This window comes from Jiella marina (assembly GCF_024359545.1).
Lineage (GTDB): Bacteria > Pseudomonadota > Alphaproteobacteria > Rhizobiales > Rhizobiaceae > Jiella.
In genome coordinates, this window is sequence record NZ_JAKQZG010000001.1 from 352,683 (window position 1) to 373,893 (window position 21,211).

The 21,211-nt window shown below is 64.2% G+C and carries 20 protein-coding genes and 1 tRNA gene; 10 read left to right on the forward strand and 11 right to left on the reverse strand.

Features of this window, described 5'->3' with window-relative positions:
• Nucleotides 1–257: 257 nt before the first annotated feature.
• The 3 genes from MF134_RS01550 to MF134_RS01560 are packed head-to-tail and all read left to right on the forward strand — an operon-like array spanning nucleotide 258 to nucleotide 3,417.
• The gene (locus MF134_RS01550; protein WP_255337625.1) at nucleotides 258–1,754 is read left to right on the forward strand and encodes an amidohydrolase family protein; all 1,497 of its coding nucleotides are present in this window, start codon (nucleotides 258–260) and stop codon (nucleotides 1,752–1,754) included.
• 20 nt (nucleotides 1,755–1,774) lie between these two features.
• Nucleotides 1,775–2,542, forward strand: coding sequence for an aspartate/glutamate racemase family protein (locus tag MF134_RS01555; protein WP_255337626.1), 768 nt, complete (start codon nucleotides 1,775–1,777; stop codon nucleotides 2,540–2,542).
• Entirely contained in the window at nucleotides 2,539–3,417 is an 879-nt protein-coding gene (locus MF134_RS01560; RefSeq protein WP_255337627.1) for a polysaccharide deacetylase family protein, read from the forward strand. Before MF134_RS01555 ends, MF134_RS01560 begins: the two co-directional genes overlap by 4 nt.
• A gap of 26 nt (nucleotides 3,418–3,443) precedes the next feature.
• Here the strand turns inward: MF134_RS01560 and MF134_RS01565 are convergent, their stop codons facing one another.
• The 6 genes from MF134_RS01565 to MF134_RS01590 are packed head-to-tail and all read right to left on the reverse strand — an operon-like array spanning nucleotide 3,444 to nucleotide 9,453.
• Nucleotides 3,444–4,196 carry an aspartate/glutamate racemase family protein gene (locus tag MF134_RS01565; protein ID WP_255337628.1) on the reverse strand — a complete coding sequence of 251 codons (753 nt, stop codon included), beginning with the start codon at nucleotides 4,194–4,196 and terminating at the stop codon, nucleotides 3,444–3,446.
• Nucleotides 4,197–4,244: 48 nt separating this feature from the next.
• Nucleotides 4,245–5,597 (reverse strand): amidase, encoded by a 1,353-nt coding sequence (locus MF134_RS01570; protein ID WP_255337629.1) that lies wholly within the window; start codon nucleotides 5,595–5,597, stop codon nucleotides 4,245–4,247.
• On the reverse strand, nucleotides 5,594–6,394 hold the full coding sequence (locus MF134_RS01575) for an ABC transporter permease (protein WP_255337630.1): 801 nt from the start codon (nucleotides 6,392–6,394) through the stop codon (nucleotides 5,594–5,596). The genes MF134_RS01570 and MF134_RS01575 overlap by 4 nt, the downstream gene beginning before the upstream one ends.
• Complete coding sequence (locus tag MF134_RS01580) at nucleotides 6,391–7,269, reverse strand: ABC transporter permease (RefSeq protein ID WP_255337631.1); 879 nt, start codon at nucleotides 7,267–7,269, stop codon at nucleotides 6,391–6,393. Before MF134_RS01580 ends, MF134_RS01575 begins: the two co-directional genes overlap by 4 nt.
• On the reverse strand, nucleotides 7,266–8,411 hold the full coding sequence (locus tag MF134_RS01585) for an ABC transporter ATP-binding protein (RefSeq protein ID WP_255337632.1): 1,146 nt from the start codon (nucleotides 8,409–8,411) through the stop codon (nucleotides 7,266–7,268). Before MF134_RS01585 ends, MF134_RS01580 begins: the two co-directional genes overlap by 4 nt.
• 4 nt (nucleotides 8,412–8,415) lie before the next feature.
• Nucleotides 8,416–9,453, reverse strand: a complete 1,038-nt coding sequence (locus tag MF134_RS01590; protein WP_255337633.1) for an extracellular solute-binding protein — start codon at nucleotides 9,451–9,453, stop codon at nucleotides 8,416–8,418.
• Nucleotides 9,454–9,687: 234 nt separating this feature from the next.
• Between MF134_RS01590 and MF134_RS01595 the strand changes: the two genes are divergently transcribed.
• Nucleotides 9,688–11,037, forward strand: a complete 1,350-nt coding sequence (locus tag MF134_RS01595; RefSeq protein ID WP_255337634.1) for an amidohydrolase family protein — start codon at nucleotides 9,688–9,690, stop codon at nucleotides 11,035–11,037.
• Between the two features lie 53 nt (nucleotides 11,038–11,090).
• Here MF134_RS01595 and MF134_RS01600 read toward each other — a convergent pair whose 3' ends face one another.
• The 5 genes from MF134_RS01600 to MF134_RS01620 form a co-directional block, all read right to left on the reverse strand.
• Nucleotides 11,091–11,768, reverse strand: coding sequence for a GntR family transcriptional regulator (locus MF134_RS01600; protein WP_255337635.1), 678 nt, complete (start codon nucleotides 11,766–11,768; stop codon nucleotides 11,091–11,093).
• A gap of 337 nt (nucleotides 11,769–12,105) precedes the next feature.
• Nucleotides 12,106–12,182 (reverse strand) — tRNA-Pro (locus MF134_RS01605).
• A 127-nt stretch (nucleotides 12,183–12,309) separates the two neighbouring features.
• On the reverse strand, nucleotides 12,310–12,726 hold the full coding sequence (locus tag MF134_RS01610; RefSeq protein WP_255337636.1) for a Fur family transcriptional regulator: 417 nt from the start codon (nucleotides 12,724–12,726) through the stop codon (nucleotides 12,310–12,312).
• Nucleotides 12,723–13,553 (reverse strand): metal ABC transporter permease, encoded by an 831-nt coding sequence (locus MF134_RS01615; protein WP_255337637.1) that lies wholly within the window; start codon nucleotides 13,551–13,553, stop codon nucleotides 12,723–12,725. The genes MF134_RS01610 and MF134_RS01615 overlap by 4 nt, the downstream gene beginning before the upstream one ends.
• Nucleotides 13,546–14,442, reverse strand: a complete 897-nt coding sequence (locus tag MF134_RS01620) for an ATP-binding cassette domain-containing protein (RefSeq protein WP_255337638.1) — start codon at nucleotides 14,440–14,442, stop codon at nucleotides 13,546–13,548. Before MF134_RS01620 ends, MF134_RS01615 begins: the two co-directional genes overlap by 8 nt.
• A 97-nt stretch (nucleotides 14,443–14,539) precedes the next feature.
• Here MF134_RS01620 and MF134_RS01625 point away from each other — a divergent pair, with 97 nt between their 5' ends.
• The 6 genes from MF134_RS01625 (at nucleotide 14,540) to MF134_RS01650 (ending at nucleotide 21,154) form a co-directional block, all read left to right on the forward strand.
• Entirely contained in the window at nucleotides 14,540–15,607 is a 1,068-nt protein-coding gene (locus MF134_RS01625; RefSeq protein ID WP_255337639.1) for a zinc ABC transporter substrate-binding protein, read from the forward strand.
• A 247-nt stretch (nucleotides 15,608–15,854) separates the two neighbouring features.
• The gene (locus MF134_RS01630) at nucleotides 15,855–17,219 is read left to right on the forward strand and encodes a substrate-binding protein (RefSeq protein ID WP_255337640.1); all 1,365 of its coding nucleotides are present in this window, start codon (nucleotides 15,855–15,857) and stop codon (nucleotides 17,217–17,219) included.
• A 182-nt stretch (nucleotides 17,220–17,401) separates the two neighbouring features.
• On the forward strand, nucleotides 17,402–18,415 hold the full coding sequence (locus MF134_RS01635; RefSeq protein ID WP_255337641.1) for a branched-chain amino acid ABC transporter permease: 1,014 nt from the start codon (nucleotides 17,402–17,404) through the stop codon (nucleotides 18,413–18,415).
• A 78-nt stretch (nucleotides 18,416–18,493) separates the two neighbouring features.
• Nucleotides 18,494–19,621, forward strand: a complete 1,128-nt coding sequence (locus MF134_RS01640; RefSeq protein WP_457589938.1) for a branched-chain amino acid ABC transporter permease — start codon at nucleotides 18,494–18,496, stop codon at nucleotides 19,619–19,621.
• Nucleotides 19,622–19,637: 16 nt separating this feature from the next.
• Entirely contained in the window at nucleotides 19,638–20,399 is a 762-nt protein-coding gene (locus tag MF134_RS01645; RefSeq protein WP_255337642.1) for an ABC transporter ATP-binding protein, read from the forward strand.
• Nucleotides 20,396–21,154: an ABC transporter ATP-binding protein gene (locus tag MF134_RS01650; RefSeq protein WP_255337643.1), complete on the forward strand. Its 759-nt coding sequence runs from the start codon at nucleotides 20,396–20,398 to the stop codon at nucleotides 21,152–21,154. The genes MF134_RS01645 and MF134_RS01650 overlap by 4 nt, the downstream gene beginning before the upstream one ends.
• Nucleotides 21,155–21,211: the final 57 nt, after the last annotated feature.

The following is a 21,211-nucleotide window of genomic DNA, read 5'->3' on the forward strand; positions in this document are numbered from 1 at the left end:
TCGTGTCGAGCAAAGAAGAAGGACGCGGATCGCGCAAACCGAGGACGACGCGGTGTCGCTGGATGGGACTGCGCTCAAAGAGGTGGGCCTCGACCGGATAGCATGTGTCAGGTTCCTTGCCAACGAAGCCGGACCGTTGATTGCCTTGGCTCTCTCCCCTCGCTAGGTTCACCGAACAGTCTTCATCGCCGATCGCCATGGCCTTCGGGCCCCGTGCCTCTTCCCGCCATCGCGACTTGAATTCTTGAGGAAACATCATGTCGGATCTCGTCATCCGCGGCGGCGACGTGCTCCGTTCTGCAGCCTCCCCGACCGCCGAAACCGGCGATATCCTGATCCGGGATGGCCGCATCGCCGCCGTCGGCCCCGACATTGATGCCTTGGGGTGCGAAATCCTCGACGCGACCGGGCAACTCGTCATCCCCGGTCTGGTCAATGCGCATCTCCACTCGCCCGGAAACTTCATGCGCGGCACGCTGGACGGCCTGCCGCTCGAAGTCTTCATGCTCTACGAGGTGCCGCACCAGACGGAGGGTGAAGAAGATCCCCGGCGGGTCCGGCTGCGCACGCTTCTGGGGGCGGCGGAGATGCTGAAGCTCGGCATCACCAGCGTCGCCGACGACGTCTTCTTCGTTCCGCTGACCAGCCGTTCCGCCATCGATGCGGTGGCCGGCGCTTATGTCGAGAGCGGCATGCGGGCGACGATCGGGCTCGATCAGCCGATCGTGGTGGAATACGAGAAATACCCGTTCCTCACCGATCTCCTGCCGGACGACATCAAGCGCCGCATGGAGGACGCGCCGCGGGAAACCGCCGACGGCATGCTGGCCCATTACGATCATCTGATCGACACCTGGCACGAGGCCGGCGACGGCCGCATCTCGGCAGCCGTCTCCTGCTCCGCCCCGCAACGGGCGACTCCGGCCTATCTGAAAGCACTCTCGGACCTCGCCCGAAGCTACGATCTCCCCTTCTTCTGCCACATCCTGGAATCCAAGCTCCAACGTGTGCTGGGCGAGGAGAAATACGGCCAATCGCTGGTCCGTTACGTCGACGAACTCGGGATCCTCGACGAGCAGATGCAGGTCATCCATGCGATCTGGGTCGATGAGGACGACATCGCCATTTTGGGTCGCTCCGGCGCCATCGTCGCCCACAACCCGGTCTGCAACATGCGGCTCGGCAGCGGTGTGATGCCGTTCCGCGCGCTGCGGAACGCCGGTGTCCCGCTCTGCCTTGGAACCGACGAAGCGATCAGCGACGACAGCCACAATCTCTGGGTCGCGATGAAGACCGCGGGCATGATCCATGCTCTGGCCAATCCGGACTTCGACGCCTGGCCGAAAGCCGAGGAAATCCTGTCTGCGGTCTGGGACGGCGGCGATCGGCTGATGCGCCGGGCGGAGCCGCTCGGTCGCATCGAACCGGGCGCTGCCGCCGATCTCGCGATCCTCGACCTCGATGCCCCCGCCTTCCGCCCGCTGCACGACATTCGCCGTCAGCTCGTCCTCTGCGAGACCGGTTCCTCGGTGGTCCATACGATCGTCGGCGGCCAGATCGTCATGCGCGACATGCAGCTCACGACGATCGACGAAGGCGCGCTGCTGGAGGAGCTTCGCGCCCTCGAACCGCAATTGCGGGCGGAGGCCGAGAGCCTGCGCGGTTCCGCCGCCGAGGTCCTGCCCTATTACCGCCGGATGGTGGAAATGGCCGCCGCGCGCGACGTCGGCTTCACGCGCTGGGTCGGGCGTTGAGCCAACGAGGACGAGACGGCATGCACATCCACATCATCAACCCGAACACCACCGCCGCCTTCACCGAGGCGGACCGGCTGGCCGGCTCGGCGGTCGCTGCTCCGCAGACCCGTGTAACGGCCAGCGAGCCGAAAGAGGGCGTCCCCTCCATCGAGAGCCATTTCGAGGAAGCGGTGGCAACCCTCGGCGTCGTCGAGGAGGTTCGGCGCCACGAGGCGGAGGGCGTGGACGCTTTCGTCATCGCCTGCTTCGGCGACACCGGCCTGTCGGCCGCCCGCGAAGTGGCCTGCGTTCCGGTCGTCGGCATGACCGAAGCGGCGCTGATGGCTGCGGCCATGGTGGCCCAGAGCTTCTCGATCGTGACTTTGCCGGCACGAACCCGCATCCACGCCCACCGGGTGGTTGCCTCCCTCGGCCTCGGGCTCGCCGGTCGATGCCTGCCGATCCGCGCCGTCGACGTTCCCGTCCTTTACGGCGAAGAGGAGGACGAAGCGGTGCGCCGCGCGATCGCATCCCAAGGTCGCGAAGCGATCGAGAAGGAGGGCGCGGAGGCGATCGTGCTCGGCTGCGCCGGGATCGGCCATCTGGCCGCCCCGCTCTCGCAGGAGCTCGGCGTGCCCGTCATCGACGGGGTGGCGGTGGCCGTCGGCATGGCCGAGACCCTGGTGCGCAACGGCCTCGCGACGTCGAAGCGTTCGAGCTTCGCCGCGCCGCCGGACAAGCCGCTGTCGCCGCGCTATCGGTTTCTCGCCGACCCGGCTGACGAGACGAACGGGCACCCGCAATGACCGGGCCCCGTTACGACTATTCGCCGATCACGGCGCCGGCCGCCCGCCCCTGGCCAGGTGGCAAGCGTCTCGCCCTCTATGTCGCGCTCGGGATCGAGGAATACGCCTTCGGCGAGGGCATGAGCGAGGATTTGTTCCCGGGCGCCCCGAAGCCGGACTACGTCAACACATCCTGGCGAGACTACGGCAACCGCGTCGGCGCGTTTCGGCTGATCGAGCGGCTCGGCGCGTTCGGCATCCGGCCGACGGTCCTCCTCAACACCGACGTCTACGACACCGCGCCCGACCTCATGCGTTTCGCTCGCGACCATGGCGCCGAGATCGTCGGTCACGGGCTGGCCAATTCCGACACGCTGGCCGGCATGGAGCGGACGCAGGAGCGCGCCTATCTGCAGGCCGTCGCCGACCGGATCGCCAAGGAAGAAGGGCAACCGCCGAAAGGCTGGTCGAGCCCTTGGCTGGCGGAAACGGAGGCGACCGTCGATCTCCTCGCGGAATGCGGCTACCGCTATCTGCTCGATCTGCGCATGGACGACCGACCGGTCTGGCTCGAGACCAGCTCATCTCCCCTCCTCAGCATTCCCTATGCGCTCGAACTGAACGATTCGACGACCATGGTCGAACGCCGCGCCTCGGCTGCGGAGTTCTCGCAGATGATCGTCGACGAGTTCGACGAGTTGTTTGCAGCCTCAAGCGAGCAGCCGCTGGTGATGTCGATCGTCGTCCATTCCTTCATCTCCGGCGTCCCTTTCCGGCTGAGAGCCCTGAGCCGGGCCCTGGAGCATATCCAAGCGCACAGCCAAGACGTCTGGTTCGCCACCGCCGGCGGGATCTTCGATCACCTCCGGTGCGAGAGCGCGGAAGCTCTCGGCTGAGGTACCGACGCGGCCATGGCTCAATGTCAGACGCGCGCCTCCCGGCCGATCACATCGGCGAGGGGCCGGGGCAGACCGACGGACGATTTCGCAAGCGGTTGGCTGTGCCGCAGACCGAAACCCTCTCGCGGTGCGATCAGCGTCATCGCCATCGCCTGAGCGACGGCGGCGGTGATCGGGTCAATGACGACGGCCGGCACCTCCGCCGCAATCTCCTTTGCGAGCCCTGCCAGCGGCGCACCCCCCAGAATGACAACGTCTGCATCGTCCCGTTCGACAGCATGGCGTGCCAGCGCCACGAGATTTGCTCGCAGCGCGCTCCGGACGCCGTCGACGTCGCGAGGATGATCGGGCGGCGTGCGGACGCTGGCGCAACGGTCCTTCAGGCCGCTGTCGCGCACGCAGTCGAGATACCACCGGCGCATCGCGGGGGAAAAGGTCACGACCGAAAACCGCTCGCCCAGCATCGCCGCGCTCATCAGCGCCGCCTCGGCCATGCCGACCACCGGAAGCTCGAAGAGTTCCCGCGCGCCGTGCAACCCGGGATCGCCGAAGGCGGCCACGATAACGGCGTCCGCCCCGGATAGATTGTCGGCGATCATCTCGAGGACGATGCCGCCAGCGATCTGCGCCTCGGCGCGGCTGGCGATATAGGGAAAGCCGCGATCCGCCGTCAGAGCGACGATCTCGTGCGCCGGACCGGCAACCTCCCGCGCGATGGCCGCCATCGTGTCGGTCATCGCCGTCGACATGTTCGGGTTCACGAGAAGAAGTCGCATGATGGTACCTGTGTCATGAATAATGCACCGCCGGACGCCCCAGCGGGATCACTGGAGAAGGTGCTCGAAAGCCGCCGCCGCGCCGAGAACCGTCCGGTCGCGGCCAAAGCCCCCGCCGATCTGAAGGCCCAGCGGAAGGCCGGTTTCCGAAACCCCGCACGGTATCGAAATGGCCGGCAGCCCGGCGTGATTGAACTGGGCAGTGAAGGCGGCATGATCTCGGGGAGCCGCCGGAGCGCCGCCGATCGTCTCGGGACCAAGCTGCACCGAAGGCCACGCCGCGCAGGGCGTCGTCGCACTGAGGACGAGGTCGTATTCGTCCATGAACGCTCGCATTGTCTCGCGCATCTTCCGCGAAGCTTCGAGCGCATTGGCGACGTCGGCGCCGGAAAGCCGCAAGCCTGCCTCGATCTGCGTACCGATGTCGGGATCGAAGTCGTCCGGCGCTGCCTGCCATCTCGTGCCATAAAGCGCGGCGAGCCCGGCCCATTGGAGCGGCATCGCGTCGCCCGGTCCGGCGCCATCCGGCCAGGCAGGCGCGGCGTCGGCGATGTCGAAACCCGCGGCGCGGAAGCGCTCCGCAGCCATGGCGAGAGCCGAGATCGAAGACGTGTCCATCTTCGCATCGAGGCCGAGCGTCGGAGCGAATGCGATCCGCAGGCTCTTCAAATCCTCTGGCGCAGGCAACAGCGCGGCAGCGGTCGGCCCCGAGGAGAGAAGCTCGAACATCAGTGCCGTGTCGGCGACGTCGCGGGCGATCGGAGCGAGGACCGCAATGTTCCAGAAGGGTTCCGGATAACCTGGACCGTAGGGGATCACGTCCTGCGAGGGCTTGAAGCCGACGACACCCACATGGGCCGGTGGGCGCCGGCTGGATCCGCCCGCGTCCGTGCCGAGGGCGAGCGGCGCCATGCTCGCGGCAACGCCGACGGCCGGGCCGCCCGACGAGCCGCCGGGCGTCAGGTCCGGGTCCATCGGGTGGTGAGTGGTCCCGTGAAGCAGCGAGGTGGTGACACCCTTGCAGGCGAATTCCGAAGAAGCGCCGATCCCCAGGATGACGGCGCCGGCGGATTTCAGGAGGTAGACAGCCCGCGCGTCCCTTGCAGGAACGGCATCGGCGAAGAGCCGAGAGCCCTGCGTGATCGGACGTCCCTCGACCCAGACCGTATCCTTGATGATGATCGGCACGCCCGCGAGCGGCAGGGTCTCGCCCGCGCCGATCTGGGCGTCCACCGCTTTCGCCTCGGCGAGCGTCATTTCGGCATCGAAATGGGTGAGCGCATTCAGCTTCGGCTGCAGGGCGCGAACGCGTTCGATTGCGACTTTCGAGATATTGACCGCACTGCTGCGGCCCGATTGAACGTCGGCCGCAATCGCCCTCGCACTCTGGATTTCGCTCATCCCTGGATCATCCGGTTCAGCCCGACCGTACGCGCCCCGATTGCAAGCACGACGATCGCCAGAAGAATGAGCCCTGTGGACATGGCCGCGATCGACGGATCGGGCTGTTCCTCGAGATATTGGAGCATCTTGATCGGAAGCGTCTTGTTCCACGCGTCGGTCAGGAAGATCGAGATCGGATAATTGTCCATCGAGGCGAGGAAGGCGAAGAGACCGCCGGTCAGGTAGGCGGGCGCGAGGTTGGGGATCAGCACCTTGGCGATCGCCTTCGGGTAGCTCATGCCGAGGGTTCGGGCCGCGTCGATCATCGAGAAGTCGAAACTGCCCATGGCGGCGAGAAGCGTGCGCATGACGAAGGGCAGCGTGATGACGACGTGGGCCAGGAGCAGGCTCCAATAGGCATCGCGCAGGCCGATATCGCGGAAGAACTGCAGCATGGCAACACCGAGCACGAGACCCGGCATCATCAGCGGGGAGACGACGAAGGTCCCGACACCCGCGCGACCGGGAAACTGCCCTCGTGCCACTGCGATCGCGGCTGCCGTGCCGAGCGCCAGGCTGATCGCGGTGGAGAGTACGGCGAGGTTCAGCGAGAGGATGACCGCCTCGACGAGCCCGGATTTTCGCTGCAGCGCCTCGTACCAGCGCAGCGACCAGTCCGGCGGCGGCAGCGTGTAGACGGGCGAGGCCGAGAAGGAGACCACGACCGTGATCACGATCGGCAGCATCAGAAAGGCGGCGGTGGCAAGGCCGATCGCCCAGGAGAGCCTCGAGAAGATCTGATCCGTACGGGTCATTCCTTGGCTCCCAGTCGCGCCGCCAGAAAACTCGAAGAAAGAACGACGACGATCGCGATGATGAGGAGGATCGCGGAGATGGTCGAACCGAGCTGTTCGTTGCGCAGATAAAGGAAGGAGCGCGCGATCAGCATCGGCAGGGTCTGCTGCGTCTCGCCGACGATCAGACTCGGGATCACATACATCGAGATCGACATCGAAAAGACGAAGGCCGCGCCTGCAACGATGCCCGGCAGTGTCAGCGGCAGGCTCACATTGAAGAAGCGGAATATCGGACCCGCCCCGAGGCTCGCCGCGGCGTGCTGAAGCGCTTCGTCCTGCTGGCGCAGGACCGCGTAGATCGGCAGCACCATGAAGGGCAGGAAGACGTTTGCCGCGCCGACGACGAGCGCAGTCTCGGTGAAGAGCATGCGGATCGGCGCATCGATGAGACCGATGAATTCCATGGTCTGGTTGAGAGCCCCATTCGAGCGGAAGAGGATCGACCAGGCGAACGCCTTGACCACGACGCCAAGCGACATGGGCAGCACCATCGCCACCAGAAACACCGTGAGCCACACCCCCTTGGCGCGGTTCATCGCGATCGCCGTCGGATAGGCGATGGCCAGCGACAGAAGCGTCGTCAGGAAAGCGACGCGGAGGGTCCGCAGGAGAACTTCGAGATTGTAGCTTTCGGCGAAGAAGCTCGTATAGGCATCGAGCGTGATCCCCCCGTCTTCGCTCCTAAAGCTCTGCAGAAGAAGAAGCAGGAGCGGGATCGCATAGAGCACCGCAAGGTAGAGAAGCCCCGGCGCGGCGAGCAGCGCGATCTTGTCGATCGGGGATCGGATCGGCCGGGGCGGTGTGCCGGATATGGCGTGGCGAAGCTCGGTCACGCGGCGGCTCCATAGGCGAGCGTGTCCTCGATCGCCCAGTCGAAGACCACCTTCTGCCCTCGCGCGAAGCCAGCCTTGATGCCGGGCAGTTCGCAGACCAGCCTGTCCGGTTCGTCGCAGCGCCCGTGGAGCATGGTCTTCGAGCCGAGGACCATGACGTCCTCCAGAACGACCTCGACGCGGTTTCGCCCGGCTTCCAGCGCCGGCGCCTCGCCGGATGGAAAAGCCCTGACGAGTTCGGGGCGAACACCGATGACGGCCCCCTCGCCCTTCCGCAGCGCGATGGGCGTCCGGACCGATCCATGCGATGTGCCGACATCGCAGGCGCCATCAGCCTTCTCCGTCGCCGTCCCGTTAAGACGCAGCGAGAGACCGACGAAATCCATGACGAAGGGCGTTGCGGGCCGCGCATAGAGTGTCGAGGGATCGGCGAACTGCTCGATCCGCCCTGCATTCATGACGGCGATGCGGTCGGAAACGCCGAGGGCTTCCTCCTGATCGTGGGTCACGAAGACGGCGGTGATGCCGCTGTCGCGGAGCAATGATTTGAGCTCGACCTGCATGGTCTCCCGCAGCTTGCGGTCGAGAGCCGAAAAGGGTTCATCGAGGAGCAGGAGGTCCGGCCGGACGACAAGGGCCCGGGCCACGGCGATCCGCTGCTGCTGCCCGCCGGACAGGCCGGCGATCGGCTTGTCCATATAGCTTTCCATCCGCACCAGGCGCAGTGCATCGCGGACCGGACTCTCGATTTCGCTCTTTGCGTGACCCCGCGCCTTCAGACCGAAACCGACATTCTCGCCGACGGTCAGATGAGGAAACAGAGCGTAGTTCTGGAAGACCACCGAGATGTTGCGCTTGTGGGCCGGCAGATTGGTGATGTTCCGCGGACCCAGAACGATCTCGCCTTCGTCCGCCGGCATCAAGCCGGCGATGATGCGCAGAAGCGTCGTCTTTCCGCAGCCGGATGGCCCAAGGAGCGAGACGAGTTCGCCCCGGGCCATCCGAAAGTTCATCTCATCCATGACCGTCGTGCCACGGAAGGATTTGCGCACCATCACCACTTCGAGATAACGCGCATCGCGTGATTCTTCGTTCATATAGGGAACCGCGCTCTCGACGCTCGAAGGGGCAATGGCGCGCATCGGATCAACCCGCCATCAGCTTGTCGAAACGTTCGATCCATTCGCGCCGATTGGAGGTGACGAAGGACCAGTCGGGCGAGTGGATCGGCACGCCCGATGGCACGATCGCGCCGGCATCGACCTTGGTATTGGCGGGAACGGAGGAAGCGAATTCAGCGATCTTCGCCTGCAGATCGGCGCCGAGCATCTCGTTGACATAGGCTTCGGCGAGTTCGGGATTGGGGCCGCCCTTTACCAGGCAAATGCCGGACGGCATGGCGAAGATGCCCTCGGAAGGCGCAGCGAGATCGACCGGCACGCCTTCGGCCTTGCGCGGCAGCGTGTAGGAGGAGAAATTACCCGAAAGCATCGTGATCTCACCCTGTTCGAGCAGGTTGAAGGCCTGGCTCATGATCGAATAGGTCGTGAGGACGTTCGGCTTCAGTTCCTCGAGCTTGGCAAAGGCCGCATCGGTCTCGTACTGGGCTTCGGCGAACGGCTTGCCGGTCGCCAGCATCGCTGCGGCGAAGAGCGTCCACATGCCTTCGGTGTTCTGGAGCGAGGGGATGATGACCCTGCCCTTGGCCTCTTCCGACCACAGGGCCGACCAGGAATCGACGCCCTCGCGGGCATTGGTGTTGTAGGCGATTCCCGCCCAGGGCTGAACATAGTTCGCCCACATGCCGTCCATGTGGATGGTGCCGTCACGCAAATTCGCAAGATTGGGCACGGCGGACTGGTCCATCGGACGAAGCAACTCCTCCTCGACCGCCTGGATCATCACCGGATCATCCATCTGGACGACGGAGAGATACGGGTTGCTGCGATTGGATGCCATCTTCTCGAGATTGACCGAGGATTTGGTGCCCTCGAACAGGATTTCGGCCCCGATCGTCTCGCGCATATGCGGGGCGACGATCTGTTCCATCCAAGCGGTGTGGCTCCCCGCACAACCGATCACGAGTTCCTTCGACTGCGCACGAACAATGCCCGGAAGCGCGAGAGTTCCAAGGGCAAGCGCCCCGGTACCCTTCAGTAGTGAGCGGCGGGAAATGGGATTCATGGTCGATCTCCTCTCAGCTTGATCGAGACATTGTCCAGGTCGGATTGCGTGGAATGATCAAGGGGCCTTCAGATCGCTTGGCCGCCGGTTGAACTTCACTGAACAGATGGCATTCCATTTGACGAATCTTTTCGAAGCTGGCAAGCCCTGTTTCGAAAATGATCCGAATTTCTCAGATATTCCATATGTCTAATGACTAATAGGTCATCATGCTTTGCCTAAAGGGAGCGCAAATTGCCCAAGTATTTGGCATACCATATCGTCAATGCCCGACTGATCTGTCCGGAAGCCGGATATCGGGCGGGTTGCGACATCGTCATTCGCGATGGGCATATCGCGGACATCCTGCCTGCCGGCAGCCTTCGAAAGGACGAGCCGGATGTGGAGCGGATCGATGCGCGGGGCGGGATTGTCCAGCCAGGCTTCGTCAACACGCACAATCACTCGCCGCTCACCATCGTGCGCGGCATGGTCGAGGATCGCGGCTTCGCCCCGGCCTATACGCCGGGCGTGCCCCAGGGACATTGGCTCTCCGAGGACGAGACGCTTGCGCTGGCGCGGCTCGGCGTCCTTGAACTCTTGTGTGCGGGCTCGACGACTGTCGTCGACTATTACCGCATGCCGCAGGCCCTGGCTCGCGCCGCCGAAGAGATCGGCGTCCGCGCTCAGGTCGGCGGGCGCGTCATGGACGCTGATACGGCGGCCCTCGCCGAGGGCCGTTTCGTCCACGACCCCGCCCTCGGAGAAGCGACACTCGCCGCGGCCCTCGATCTGGTCGAAAGCTGGGACGGACGCGGCAACGGGCGCATTTCGACGATCCTCGCGCCCCATGCGCCCGACACTTGCTCGCGCGAGATGTTGACGAGATTCGCCGAACTCGCCGCCAAAACGGGCAAGCAGGTCCACACCCATTTGGCGCAGTCCGTCATGGAGGTGGAGCAGATCCGGGAAAGAGAGGGAATGAGCCCCGTCGAATTTCTCGAAGACACGGGGCTGCTCAACGAAGACCTCGTCGCGGCCCACTGCATCTATCTGCCCGACGAAGACATCCAGCGGGCCGGCGGTGCGGGCATCGCCGTCGCCCATGCACCGATCGGCAACGCCGCCTTTGGCGCGGCGGCGCCCATCGTGGCGTTGAGGGATGCCGGTGCTCGCATCACACTGTGCACCGACACCAAGTCGGCGGACATGTTCGAGGCGATGCGCTATGCGCTTTCGGCAGCACGCTCTCGTGAAGCTGGAAAGACGGGACGGGCGTCATTGGCTTTGAATGCGCGGGAAGTCTTTGGCTGGGCAACGTCCGCCGGGGCCAAAGCTCTTAAGGGCCACGGCGCGACCGGCACCCTGAAGGTGGGCGACCCGGCGGACCTGGTCGTTCTGGACGCCGATGCACCGAACCTAGCCCCCGTCATCGACGGCTTCGGCATCGTCGTCCATTCCGGTAGCGGCGCCAATGTGCGCACGGTCTTCTGCGACGGAGAATGCCTCCTGCGCGATGGGCGCCCGACCCGCGTCGATGCATCGGAAGTCATCGCCACGGCTCAGGCAGTCGCTGACAGGCTCTGGGCCCGCGCCGCCGCCTGACTGATCGTCGCGAAGAACCTGCGGTCGCATGCAAGGCGCGCCGGAAGACGAGATCAACCGCGCGGCATATCTGCGCCGTAGCGCTCTTCCAGAACGCGCGAGACGGTTTCGCCGGTATGGGCGAGATGGGTACGCCAGGCCTCGAATGCCGCTGCACCATCCCGGTTGCGAAGGGCATCCATCAGCACCTCGTGCTCCTCGACCGACTGCTTCCAGCGCTGGTCGCTCATGATGGCAAGGAATCGGCCGCGGCGCGCTTTCAGCATCAGCCGCCGGTGATTTTCGGCCAGACGACGATTGCCGCAAGACGCGATCACCAGATCGTGGATCGCGGAATTCGTGTCAAAGTAGGGATCGATATCCCGGTGCCGGAAATGGGTCTTCATTTCCGCGTGCATTCCTTCAAAACGTGCAAGCAGCGCCGGCGCGATGGTCTCGGCTAGCCGCTGGGCGGCAAGGCCCTCCAGAACGGCGATCACATCGAACAGGTTGCGTGCTTCTTCGGAGGAATAGCCCGTGACCTGGGCGCCGCGATTGCGGTTGATCTCGATCAGCCCATCCGCTTCGAGCAGTTTCAATGCCTCTCGCACCGGCGTGCGCGAGACTTCGAGTTCGGCGGACAGACGGCGCTCGACGATCCGGTCGCCAGGCGCCAGTTGGCCGCGCACGATGCGCTCCCGGAGGATGTCGGCAACGCGCGCAGCCATCGCGGTGATCGAGATGTCGGCCATGGCAGGAGATTTCGCGGTGGTGGGCATTACCGGTTGGCTGTAATCGAAAGACACGGACAATTTCCGGATGTCGCGCTTGCAGACGACTCAGCATGTGCCGCATCCGATGCCCACCATATAGCGCCATTCGCAAAATCGGGAGCAGATCAGCGACGTCTTGCCCGGCGAGCGTGAATCACACGATGGCAGAACTGCCTATCTCAGCCAGATCCGTGCATACGGGCTGACCGCCCGATAGCCGCCCAGATGACATGGCGGGAGCAGGACTTCCACCCTGATCTCCCAGCACAAGCTTCCGCGCTCGTCTGGCCTGTAGTCGATGCGATATTGGAAGTGCTGGTCGGAGTGGCAGGATTTGAACCTGCGACCCCCTCGTCCCGAACGAGGTGCGCTACCAGACTGCGCTACACTCCGTGACCTGCGGCGCGCTTATAGCCACCGTGCCTGCCGCTCGCAAGCCGGGTCGCGCGAGATTCTGAAGAAAAGAACGCGCTTTCTTTCCAGCCGGTCCTCGCAGCAAGCTCGCTCCGCGTCCGGCGGGTCATGCGGCCCCCTCGCCCGCCTTGCGACAGGCAGCACAGAGCCCCGAGATCTCGATGGTGGCGCTGGCGATTTCGAAGTCCGTGTCGGCGGCCCAGGCGGCAAATCGACCTTCGATCGCCGGATCGGAGAACTCCCAGACCCGCGCGCATTTCTGGCAGATGGCGAAGGCCACCCGGTCCGCTGCATCATGCTCATGGGGCGTGGAACAGGCGACGAAGGCCTTCAGACTGTCGAGGCGGTGGATGAGTCCGGCCTCCAGCAGCTTGTCGAGCGCCCGATAGACCTGAAGCGGCGCCCGAAAGCCCTCGTCCTTGAGGCGATCGAGAATCACATAGGCGCTGAGCGGTTCCTCGGCCGTAGTCAGGGTCTCGAGAACGAGGGCCTGATTGCGGGTCAGTCGGTGCGGCGCGCTCACGAGCGATGCTCCAGGCCGGTAGCGGTCTCTTCACTCCTGCGGAAGCTCGGCAACGGAATCAGCGCGAGGACGAAGAGTCCGAGCGCGGCGACGACGATGGACGGGCCGGAGGGCGTGTCGAACCCGAGCGAGAGATATAGCCCCCCGACGGCAGCCAGGGCACCGAAGCCCGCGGCCAGACAGGCCATCATTTCGGGTGTCGCGGCGAAACGCCGGGCCGTGGCCGCGGGGATGATCAGCAGAGCCGTGATCAGCAGGATGCCGATGATCTTCATGGCAATCGCGATCACCAGCGCCATCAGCAGCATGAAAACGAGGCGGGCACGGCCGGGCGAAAGGCCTTCGGCCGCCGCCAGTTCCTCGTTGACGGTCGCGGCGAGCAAGGGTCGCCACAGCATGGCCAGGCCGGCAAGCACGAGCGCGCCTCCGACCCAGATCATGGCCAGGTCGAGCCGGGAGACGGCGAGGATGTCGCCGAACAGATAGCCCAGAAGATCCACGCGCACGGTGGTCATGAAGGCCAGGAGGACGAGGCCAATCGCGAGCGTCGAATGCGAGAGGATGCCGAGCAGCGAATCCGTCGAAAGAGTGCCCCGGCGCTGCAACCCGGTCAGAAGCAGCGAAATGACCGCGGCAATCGCGAAGACGCAAAGAAGCAACGGCCATTCCAGGGCCAGCGAGAGGGCGATGCCCAGAAGCGCCGAATGCGCCATCGTGTCGCCGAAATAGGCCATCCGCCGCCAGATGACGAAACAGCCGAGCGGCCCGGCGACCAAGGCCACACCAACACCGGCGAGGACGGCGCGAAAAAAGAAGTCGTCAAGCATGGTCGTCCTGCCTCTCGCGGTGACCGGCCTGATCCCCATGACGATGCGCGTTGTCCTGTGTGCCGACGGGGTGATGGTGATCATCGCCATGGCCGTGATGGCCGTGACCACACGCACCATGCTCGGCGGTCGAGCCGTCGGAATAGGCGATCCGGCCATCGGGCAGATGGGTGTGATCGTGGTGGTGCCGGTAGACCGCGAGCGACTCCGCCGCCCGTTCCCCGAACAACTGTTTGTAGGCCGGCGATGCGGCAACCGAACTCGGGGTGCCCTCGCAGCAAACATGGCCGTTGAGACACAGGACGCGGTCGGTCTTCGCCATCACCACATGGAGATCATGGGAGATCAGGAGAATCGCGCAGCCTTCGGACTCGCGAAGCTCCGAAATCAGCTCGTAGAGTGCGATCTCGCCCGAAAAGTCGACGCCCTGAACCGGCTCGTCCAGAACCAGGAGATTCGGCTTGCGCAGGATCGCCCGGGCGAGAAGCGCGCGCTGGAACTCGCCGCCCGACAGATCGTGGACCGGCGCCCGCGACAGGTGGCGGATCCCGACCCGGTCCAGGGCGGCGTCGACCGACCGGCGGTCTGCGCGCGTCGTCAGCGTCATCATCCGGTCGACGCTGAGCGGCAGGGAACGATCGACCGCGAGCTTCTGCGGCACATAGCCCACGACCAGTTTCCGCGAACGCTCCACCCTGCCCTCGTCGGGTTCGATGATGCCGACCGCCATCTTCGCGGTCGTCGTCTTGCCGGAGCCGTTCGGCCCGATCAGCGTGAGGATCTCGCCTGGGTGGATGTCGAGATCGATGCCGCGCACCAGCCAGCGCCCGCTGCGCCGGACGCCGGCACTTCGGATGCCGATCAGCGCTGCCGTCGATTGTTGTCGCATGAAGTCAACCGTGGGGAATTTCACATCACCCTCTTGCTATGACATACGTTATAGCATAACGCAAATGATGTAACGATATAACATTGGAGTCGAAGTGATGGCGATAATTCGATCCGAGAGCCGCTTGCACCATGCTGCGCAAGAGTGCCGCGCCTCCGAGATACCGAGCCGCAAGGCCTTGGGCGTGGGGCTCGTCCTGGCGCTTCTTTTTGCCGGCGCACCTGCGGCAGCAGCGGACGACGCGCCGGGGGTCGTCGCTTCGATCAAGCCCGTCGCTTCGCTCGTTTCGGCCGTAATGGACGGCGTCGGCGAGCCGCATCTGATCGTCGAGGGCGCCGCCTCGCCGCATACGGCGGCCCTGAAGCCATCGGACGCCCAGGCATTGTCGGATGCGCAGGCGATCTTCTGGATCGGCCCCAAGCTCGAGAATTTCCTCGAAAAGCCCATTGCGTCGCTCGGAAGCGGGGCGGAGGTCGTCGCGCTTTGGGATGCCGACGGTGTCGAAAAGCTGAAGGGACGAACCGGCGGAATGTTCGAGGCGCATGACGCCGAGGGCCATCATGACGAGGATCACGATGGCGACCACGACGAGGAGCACGCCGAGGCCGATCACGACGGAGAGCACGGACATCACCACGAGGCCGGCGGGATCAATGAGCACGTCTGGCTTGACCCGCAGAATGCCATGGCGATGACAAAAGCGATCGCAGCGACTCTGGCAAAAGTCGATCCGGCGCATGCCGACACCTATCGTGCAAACGCCGAGGCCTATGTCGATCGGTTGTCGCAACTCGAAGACGACGTTCGCGCACGAATGGCCACGGCCAAGGACGTGAACTTCATCGTGTTTCACGATGCCTACCAGTATTTCGAGCATCGATTCGGCATCGAGGCCGCCGGCTCGATCACCATCAACCCCGAACGTGCGCCAGGCGCCGCGCGTCTGACCGAGATTCGCGAAAAACTCGCCACGCTCGGGGCTGCCTGTGTCTTCTCAGAGCCGGAATTCGAGCCGCGCGTCGTCGATGTCGTCGTCGAAGGGACCAGCGCAAGGACCGGTGTCCTCGATCCTCTGGGCGCAGATCTGCCGGCGGGCCCCGACCTCTATCCGACCCTGATCAAAAACATCGCCGAGGGTATCGTCTCCTGCGCCGGAGGTCGCTGAGGCCGGCGGCAACCGTAATCTCTGCACACTCTGCAAGACCACCCGGCACTGTATTGCACCGCGACAAGCATTTGTTGCGGTGCATTTGTTCGTGCACGCCCACCCGAAGTGGCTTTTCGTCATTCCAAAGTATTATAGCCCTCGCGTAATTCCTGATAGACGATAAGAATGATCACCAAGTGTGGCCTGTCCGGGAGGAGAATCGGACCAGCCACACCCCTTTGGCCAACCATCCGGGAGGAGTCGTATGCCAATCGATCCGTCAGCCTGGAGCCGTCGCCGGCTCTTGAAGACCAGCGCAGCCGTCGGGGCCGGGCTCGCAATGCCCCATGTCCTGATCCGCAGCGCCTGGGCGCAGGACCAGGCCTTCTGCAACAACCCGAGCGGCGACACCGTCACCCTCGGCTTCAACGTTCCGCAGTCCGGACCCTATGCGGACGAAGGTGCCGACGAGCTGCGGGCGTTCCAGCTGGCCGTCAAGCATCTCAACGGCGAAGGCGACGGCGGCATGATGAACACGCTGCAGCCGTCCAGCCTCAAGGGTAACGGCATCCTGGGCAAGAAGGTCGCCTACGTGACCGGCGACACTCAGACCAAGTCGGACGCCGCCCGCGCTTCGGCCAAGCGCATGATCGAGGCCGACAAGGCGATCATGATTTCCGGCGGCTCGTCCTCGGGCGTCGCGATCGCCGTGCAATCGCTTTGCCAGGACATGGGCGTCATGTTCATGGCGGGCTTGACCCACTCCAACGACACGACCGGCAAGGACAAGCGTCGCTACGGCTTCCGCCACTTCTTCAACGCCTACATGTCCGGCCAGGCGCTCGGACCGGTGCTGGCTGAAGAATACGGCAAGGATCGCCGCGCCTATCACCTGACCGCCGACTACACCTGGGGCTGGACCCAGGAAGAATCGATCAAGAACGCAACGGAAGGTCTCGGTTGGGAGACGGTCGAGGCGGTTCGTACTCCGCTCGGCGCGGGCGATTTCTCGCAGTATCTGACGCCGGTCCTGAATTCGGGCGCCGACGTTCTGATCCTGAACCACTACGGCGGCGACATGGTGAACTCGCTGCGCCAGGCCGTGACCCAGTTCGACATGCGGTCGAAGCAGGTCGGTGGCAAGGACTTCCAGATTGTCGTGCCGCTGTTCTCCGAACTGATGGCCCAGGGCGCCGGCGAGGCGGTGAAGGGCATTCTCGGCACCGCCAACTGGGACTGGAAGCTCGACAACGAAGCCTCCAAGGTCTTCGCCAAGTCGTTCGGCGAGGAATACGGCTCGCCGCCTTCTCAGGCAGCCCACACCTGCTACGTCCAGACGCTGCTCTACGCCAACGCGGTCGAGACCGCCGGCACCTTCTATCCGCCGGAAGTCATCAAGGCGCTCGAAGGCTTCGAGTTCGACGGCATGGGCAACGGTCCGACGCTCTACCGCGCCGAAGACCACCAGTGCTTCAAGGACGTTCTCGTCGTTCGCGGCAAGCAGGAGCCGACCAACCAGTTCGATCTGATGGAGATCGTCAAGGTCGTTCCGCGTGACCAGGCCACCTACGATCCGTCGATCTTCGGTGGCGAGCTCGGCCCATACGAGGTCAAGGGCTGCGCAGCCTGACGCGATTCGAAATCGACGTGACGGCGGGTGGCGGCAACGCCGCCCGCCAAACCGATATCGCTGCCTGACGCATCACTCTGCTGCCAGGCAGCGCACGTGACGCTCTTTCGACAATCAGCTCGGAACTCGGGTTTGTGGGGCTTGGGCCGCGCGAACCTCTTGCAAAGCGGCAAGAAGGCTTCATGGACGCCATCATTCTTCAAATTCTGAACGGTCTCGACAAGGGTGGCGCCTACGCGCTGATCGCCCTCGGCCTGACCCTGATCTTCGGCACGCTCGGCGTGGTGAACTTCGCCCACGGGGCACTGTTCATGCTCGGGGCCTTCTGCGCGGTGACCTTCGCCAAGCTCCTGACCATTTCCGAACGCGTGCGCGACGAGAGCGTGACCTTCTTCGAGGCCTACAAGGAGGTTCCGTACCTCGAAATCTGGTACGGGGACACCGGCCGGGCGATCGTGGAATGGGCGGTGCCACTGTCGATCATCATGGCGATTCCCGTCATGCTGCTGATCGGTTTTGCCATGGAGCGCGGGCTGATCCGCTTCTTCTACAAGCGCAGCCACGCCGAACAGATCCTGGTGACGTTCGGTCTCGCCATCGTGCTTCAGGAGATCGTGAAGCACTTCTTCGGCGCCAATCCGATCCCCCTCACGGCTCCATCCGCCCTCGCCGGCAGCGCCGACATCGGTCAATGGTTCGGCATGACGAACATCAGCTACCCGATGTGGCGGATCATCTACTTCCTGTTCTCGCTGCTGGTGATCGCAGCGGTCTTTGCCTTCCTGCAACTCACGACCTTCGGCATGGTGGTACGCGCCGGCATGGCCGATCGCGAGACCGTCGGTCTTCTGGGCATCAATATCGGCCGGAAATTCACGATCGTCTTCGGCATCGCGGCCGTCGTCGCGGGACTGGCGGGCGTCATGTACACGCCGATCCTCGCACCCAACTACCATCTCGGCATGGACTTCCTGGTCCTGTCCTTCGTCGTCGTGGTGGTCGGCGGCATGGGCTCGCTGGGAGGGGCGGTCGTCGCCGGCTTCCTGCTCGGCATCCTGCAATCCTTCGCCTCGATGACCGAGGTGAAGGCCATCGTGCCGGGGATCGACCAGATCATCATCTATCTTGTCGCCGTCGTCGTATTGCTCGTGCGGCCGCGTGGCCTGATGGGCCGCAAAGGTGTCATGGAGGCCTGACCGATGAGCGAGACCGTCCTTACCTCAGACAAGGCCATGGGCAAGAGCCCGGCTGAGAAAGACCGGAAGAACGCCGGAATGGCCGGCTTCCTGAGTTCCAGCAACAGCGACTATCTGATGGCCGCCCTTTTCGCGCTCGCCATCTTCACCATGCCCCTCTGGCTGGCGCCGATCGGCGCCGGCTATCCGGACATCCTTCAGAAGTTCGCGATCTTCGGGATATTCGCCCTCGGCTTCAACATCCTCTTCGGCTTCTCGGGCTACCTCTCCTTTGGCCATGCGGCGTTTCTCGGCGCCGGCTCCTACGCCGCCGTCTGGATGTTCAAGCTTCTGTCGATGAACGCCGTGCTCGCGGTCGCCTTCTCGATTGTCATCGCCGGCATCTTCGCGCTCGCCATCGGTTTCGTCAGCCTGCGGCGGTCGGGCATCTACTTCTCGATCCTGACACTCGCCTTCGCGCAGATGTCGTACAATCTCGCCTATTCGGTCCTGACGCCGATCACCAACGGTGAGACGGGCCTGCAGATCTCGCGCACCGACCCACGGGTCCTCGACAACATGTTCCGCGAACCCGGCGCCGCGCTTCCCGTACCGGACTTCTTCGGGATCGAACTCCAGGGCTGGCCTGGCTTCTATTTCTGCGCCACGCTTCTCGTCCTCGCCTTCTTCCTGACGATGCGGATCAAGAACTCGACCTTCGGCATGATGCTCTTCGCCATCAAGTCGAACCAGAACCGCATGGCCTATACGGGCTTCTCGACGCGGCCCTATCTTCTTGCCGCTTTCGTAATCTCGGGGATGTATGCAGGGCTCGCCGGCGGCCTTCTCGCCGTGACCGATCCGCTCGCCGGGGCCGACCGCATGCAGTGGACCGCTTCGGGCGAAGTCGTGCTGATGACCATTCTCGGCGGCGTCGGAACCCTGCTCGGGCCGGTCATCGGCGCCGCGGTGATGAAGTATCTCGAGCAGATCTTCTCCTCCTTCAACGAGGGCGTTCTGCACCGGGCCTTCGACTTCCTGACGCCGGAACTGCAGGATTTGATGGTGGGGATCACGAGCCCCTTCGTTGGCGAAGGCTGGCATCTGACTCTCGGTCTCATGTTCATGATCGTGGTCATCTTCCTGCCGGGCGGGATCATGGAAGGACTCCGTCGTATCGCCAGCGCCACGCGGGGTCGGCGCGCCGGCTCCGGCGACGCGAACTGAGGGGGACAATATCTCCATGACCAGCCACATTCTCGCGATCAACGGGGTCTCCAAACGCTTCGGCGGCTTGCGTGCCCTGGACGATGTGAACCTCAACGTGAAGCAGGGCAGCGTCCACGCGATCATCGGTCCGAACGGCGCCGGCAAGTCGACCCTGCTGAATTGCCTCGTCGGCCGGATCATCCCCGACGAGGGTTCGGTCGACTTCGACGGCTCGACCCTGCTCGGCCACAAGCCGCACCAGATCAACCAGGCCGGCATCGCCCGCGTCTTTCAGACTCCGGAGACCTTCGGGGAACTGACGGTTCTGGAAAACGTCATGATCCCCGCTTTCGCGCGCAAGGACGGGGCCTTCCGCATCAATGCCTGGGGCCGCGCTCGTGAGCGCAAGGTCGTGCGCGAGGAGGCCGAGCACATCCTCGATGACCTCAATCTCTGGGATCAGCGCAGCCAGCTCGTCAATTCCATGTCGCGCGGCGACAAGCGGCGGCTGGAATTGGCCATGTGTCTCGTCCAGCATCCGAAACTCCTGCTTCTCGACGAGCCGACAGCGGGCATGTCCCGCGCTGACACCAACAACACCGTCGACCTTCTGAAGAAGATCTCGGAGCGCGGGATCACCAAGGTGATCATCGAGCACGACATGCACGTGGTGTTTTCGCTGGCCGAAACCGTCAGCGTCATGGCGCAGGGAACTGTCATCGCCGAAGGCACGCCGGAAGAGATCAAGTCCAGCCCGAAAGTCCAGGAAGCCTATCTCGGGGGAGCCCATCTATGAGCGAGACCCTTACCCGTCCGGCCGAAACGGGCCAGACCCGGACAGGCAGCGATGCCTTCTTTTCGGCGCGGGACATGCACGCCTATTATGGCGAGAGCTACATCGTGCAGGGCGTCTCCTTCGATATCCGCGAGGGCGAAATACTTGCCCTTCTCGGCCGCAACGGCGCCGGCAAGACCTCGACTCTCCGGACGATCGCGCGGGCCGGTTCGCCGCAACTGACCCGTGGCGAAATCTGGCTCGCAGATACGGCACTCCACAAGATGCAGTCCTTCGAAGCCTCGCGCGCCGGCGTTCAGCTCGTTCCCGAGGATCGGCGAATCATTCCGGGCCTGACCGTGGAAGAGAATCTGAAGCTTGCCCGCATCGAACCGCCGGTGGGGTGGGATCTCGACAAGATCTATGGCCACTTTCCGCGGCTTGCCGAGCGACGCAACCAGGAAGGCACGACCATGTCCGGCGGCGAGCAGCAGATGCTGGCCGTCGCGCGGGCTCTCGCCCGCGACGTGAAGCTCCTTCTCCTCGACGAACCCTATGAGGGGCTGGCGCCGGTCATCGTGCAGGAGATCGAGAGGATCCTCGAGGAGATCAAGGAGATCGGGATCACCACCATCCTGGTCGAGCAGAACGCCATCGCGGCTCTGCATCTCGCCGATCGCGCGATCATTCTCGACATGGGTGAAGTCGTGTTCGACGGCTCGGCGCAGGAGATCATCGACAACAAAGAGCTGAGAATGCAGTATCTCGCGGTGTAAACCGCCAACGAAACTGACGGAACTGGCGGCTTGACAGCCAAGATCGCAGGGGGCCTG

Excerpts from the sequence above, each read along its gene's own strand:
- MF134_RS01590 (WP_255337633.1), bottom strand. The coding sequence starts at position 9,453 with ATGAATCCCATTTCCCGCCGCTCACTACTGAAGGGTACCGGGGCGCTT.
- MF134_RS01585 (WP_255337632.1), bottom strand. The coding sequence starts at position 8,411 with ATGCGCGCCATTGCCCCTTCGAGCGTCGAGAGCGCGGTTCCCTATATG.
- MF134_RS01640 (WP_457589938.1), top strand. The coding sequence starts at position 18,494 with ATGGCCGGCTTCCTGAGTTCCAGCAACAGCGACTATCTGATGGCCGCC.
- MF134_RS01565 (WP_255337628.1), bottom strand. The coding sequence starts at position 4,196 with ATGCGACTTCTTCTCGTGAACCCGAACATGTCGACGGCGATGACCGAC.
- MF134_RS01635 (WP_255337641.1), top strand. The coding sequence starts at position 17,402 with ATGGACGCCATCATTCTTCAAATTCTGAACGGTCTCGACAAGGGTGGC.
- MF134_RS01550 (WP_255337625.1), top strand. The coding sequence starts at position 258 with ATGTCGGATCTCGTCATCCGCGGCGGCGACGTGCTCCGTTCTGCAGCC.
- MF134_RS01645 (WP_255337642.1), top strand. The coding sequence starts at position 19,638 with ATGACCAGCCACATTCTCGCGATCAACGGGGTCTCCAAACGCTTCGGC.
- MF134_RS01620 (WP_255337638.1), bottom strand. The coding sequence starts at position 14,442 with ATGCGACAACAATCGACGGCAGCGCTGATCGGCATCCGAAGTGCCGGC.
- MF134_RS01615 (WP_255337637.1), bottom strand. The coding sequence starts at position 13,553 with ATGCTTGACGACTTCTTTTTTCGCGCCGTCCTCGCCGGTGTTGGTGTG.
- MF134_RS01630 (WP_255337640.1), top strand. The coding sequence starts at position 15,855 with ATGCCAATCGATCCGTCAGCCTGGAGCCGTCGCCGGCTCTTGAAGACC.
- MF134_RS01600 (WP_255337635.1), bottom strand. The coding sequence starts at position 11,768 with ATGGCCGACATCTCGATCACCGCGATGGCTGCGCGCGTTGCCGACATC.
- MF134_RS01575 (WP_255337630.1), bottom strand. The coding sequence starts at position 6,394 with ATGACCCGTACGGATCAGATCTTCTCGAGGCTCTCCTGGGCGATCGGC.
- MF134_RS01570 (WP_255337629.1), bottom strand. The coding sequence starts at position 5,597 with ATGAGCGAAATCCAGAGTGCGAGGGCGATTGCGGCCGACGTTCAATCG.
- MF134_RS01555 (WP_255337626.1), top strand. The coding sequence starts at position 1,775 with ATGCACATCCACATCATCAACCCGAACACCACCGCCGCCTTCACCGAG.
- MF134_RS01625 (WP_255337639.1), top strand. The coding sequence starts at position 14,540 with ATGGCGATAATTCGATCCGAGAGCCGCTTGCACCATGCTGCGCAAGAG.
- MF134_RS01560 (WP_255337627.1), top strand. The coding sequence starts at position 2,539 with ATGACCGGGCCCCGTTACGACTATTCGCCGATCACGGCGCCGGCCGCC.
- MF134_RS01650 (WP_255337643.1), top strand. The coding sequence starts at position 20,396 with ATGAGCGAGACCCTTACCCGTCCGGCCGAAACGGGCCAGACCCGGACA.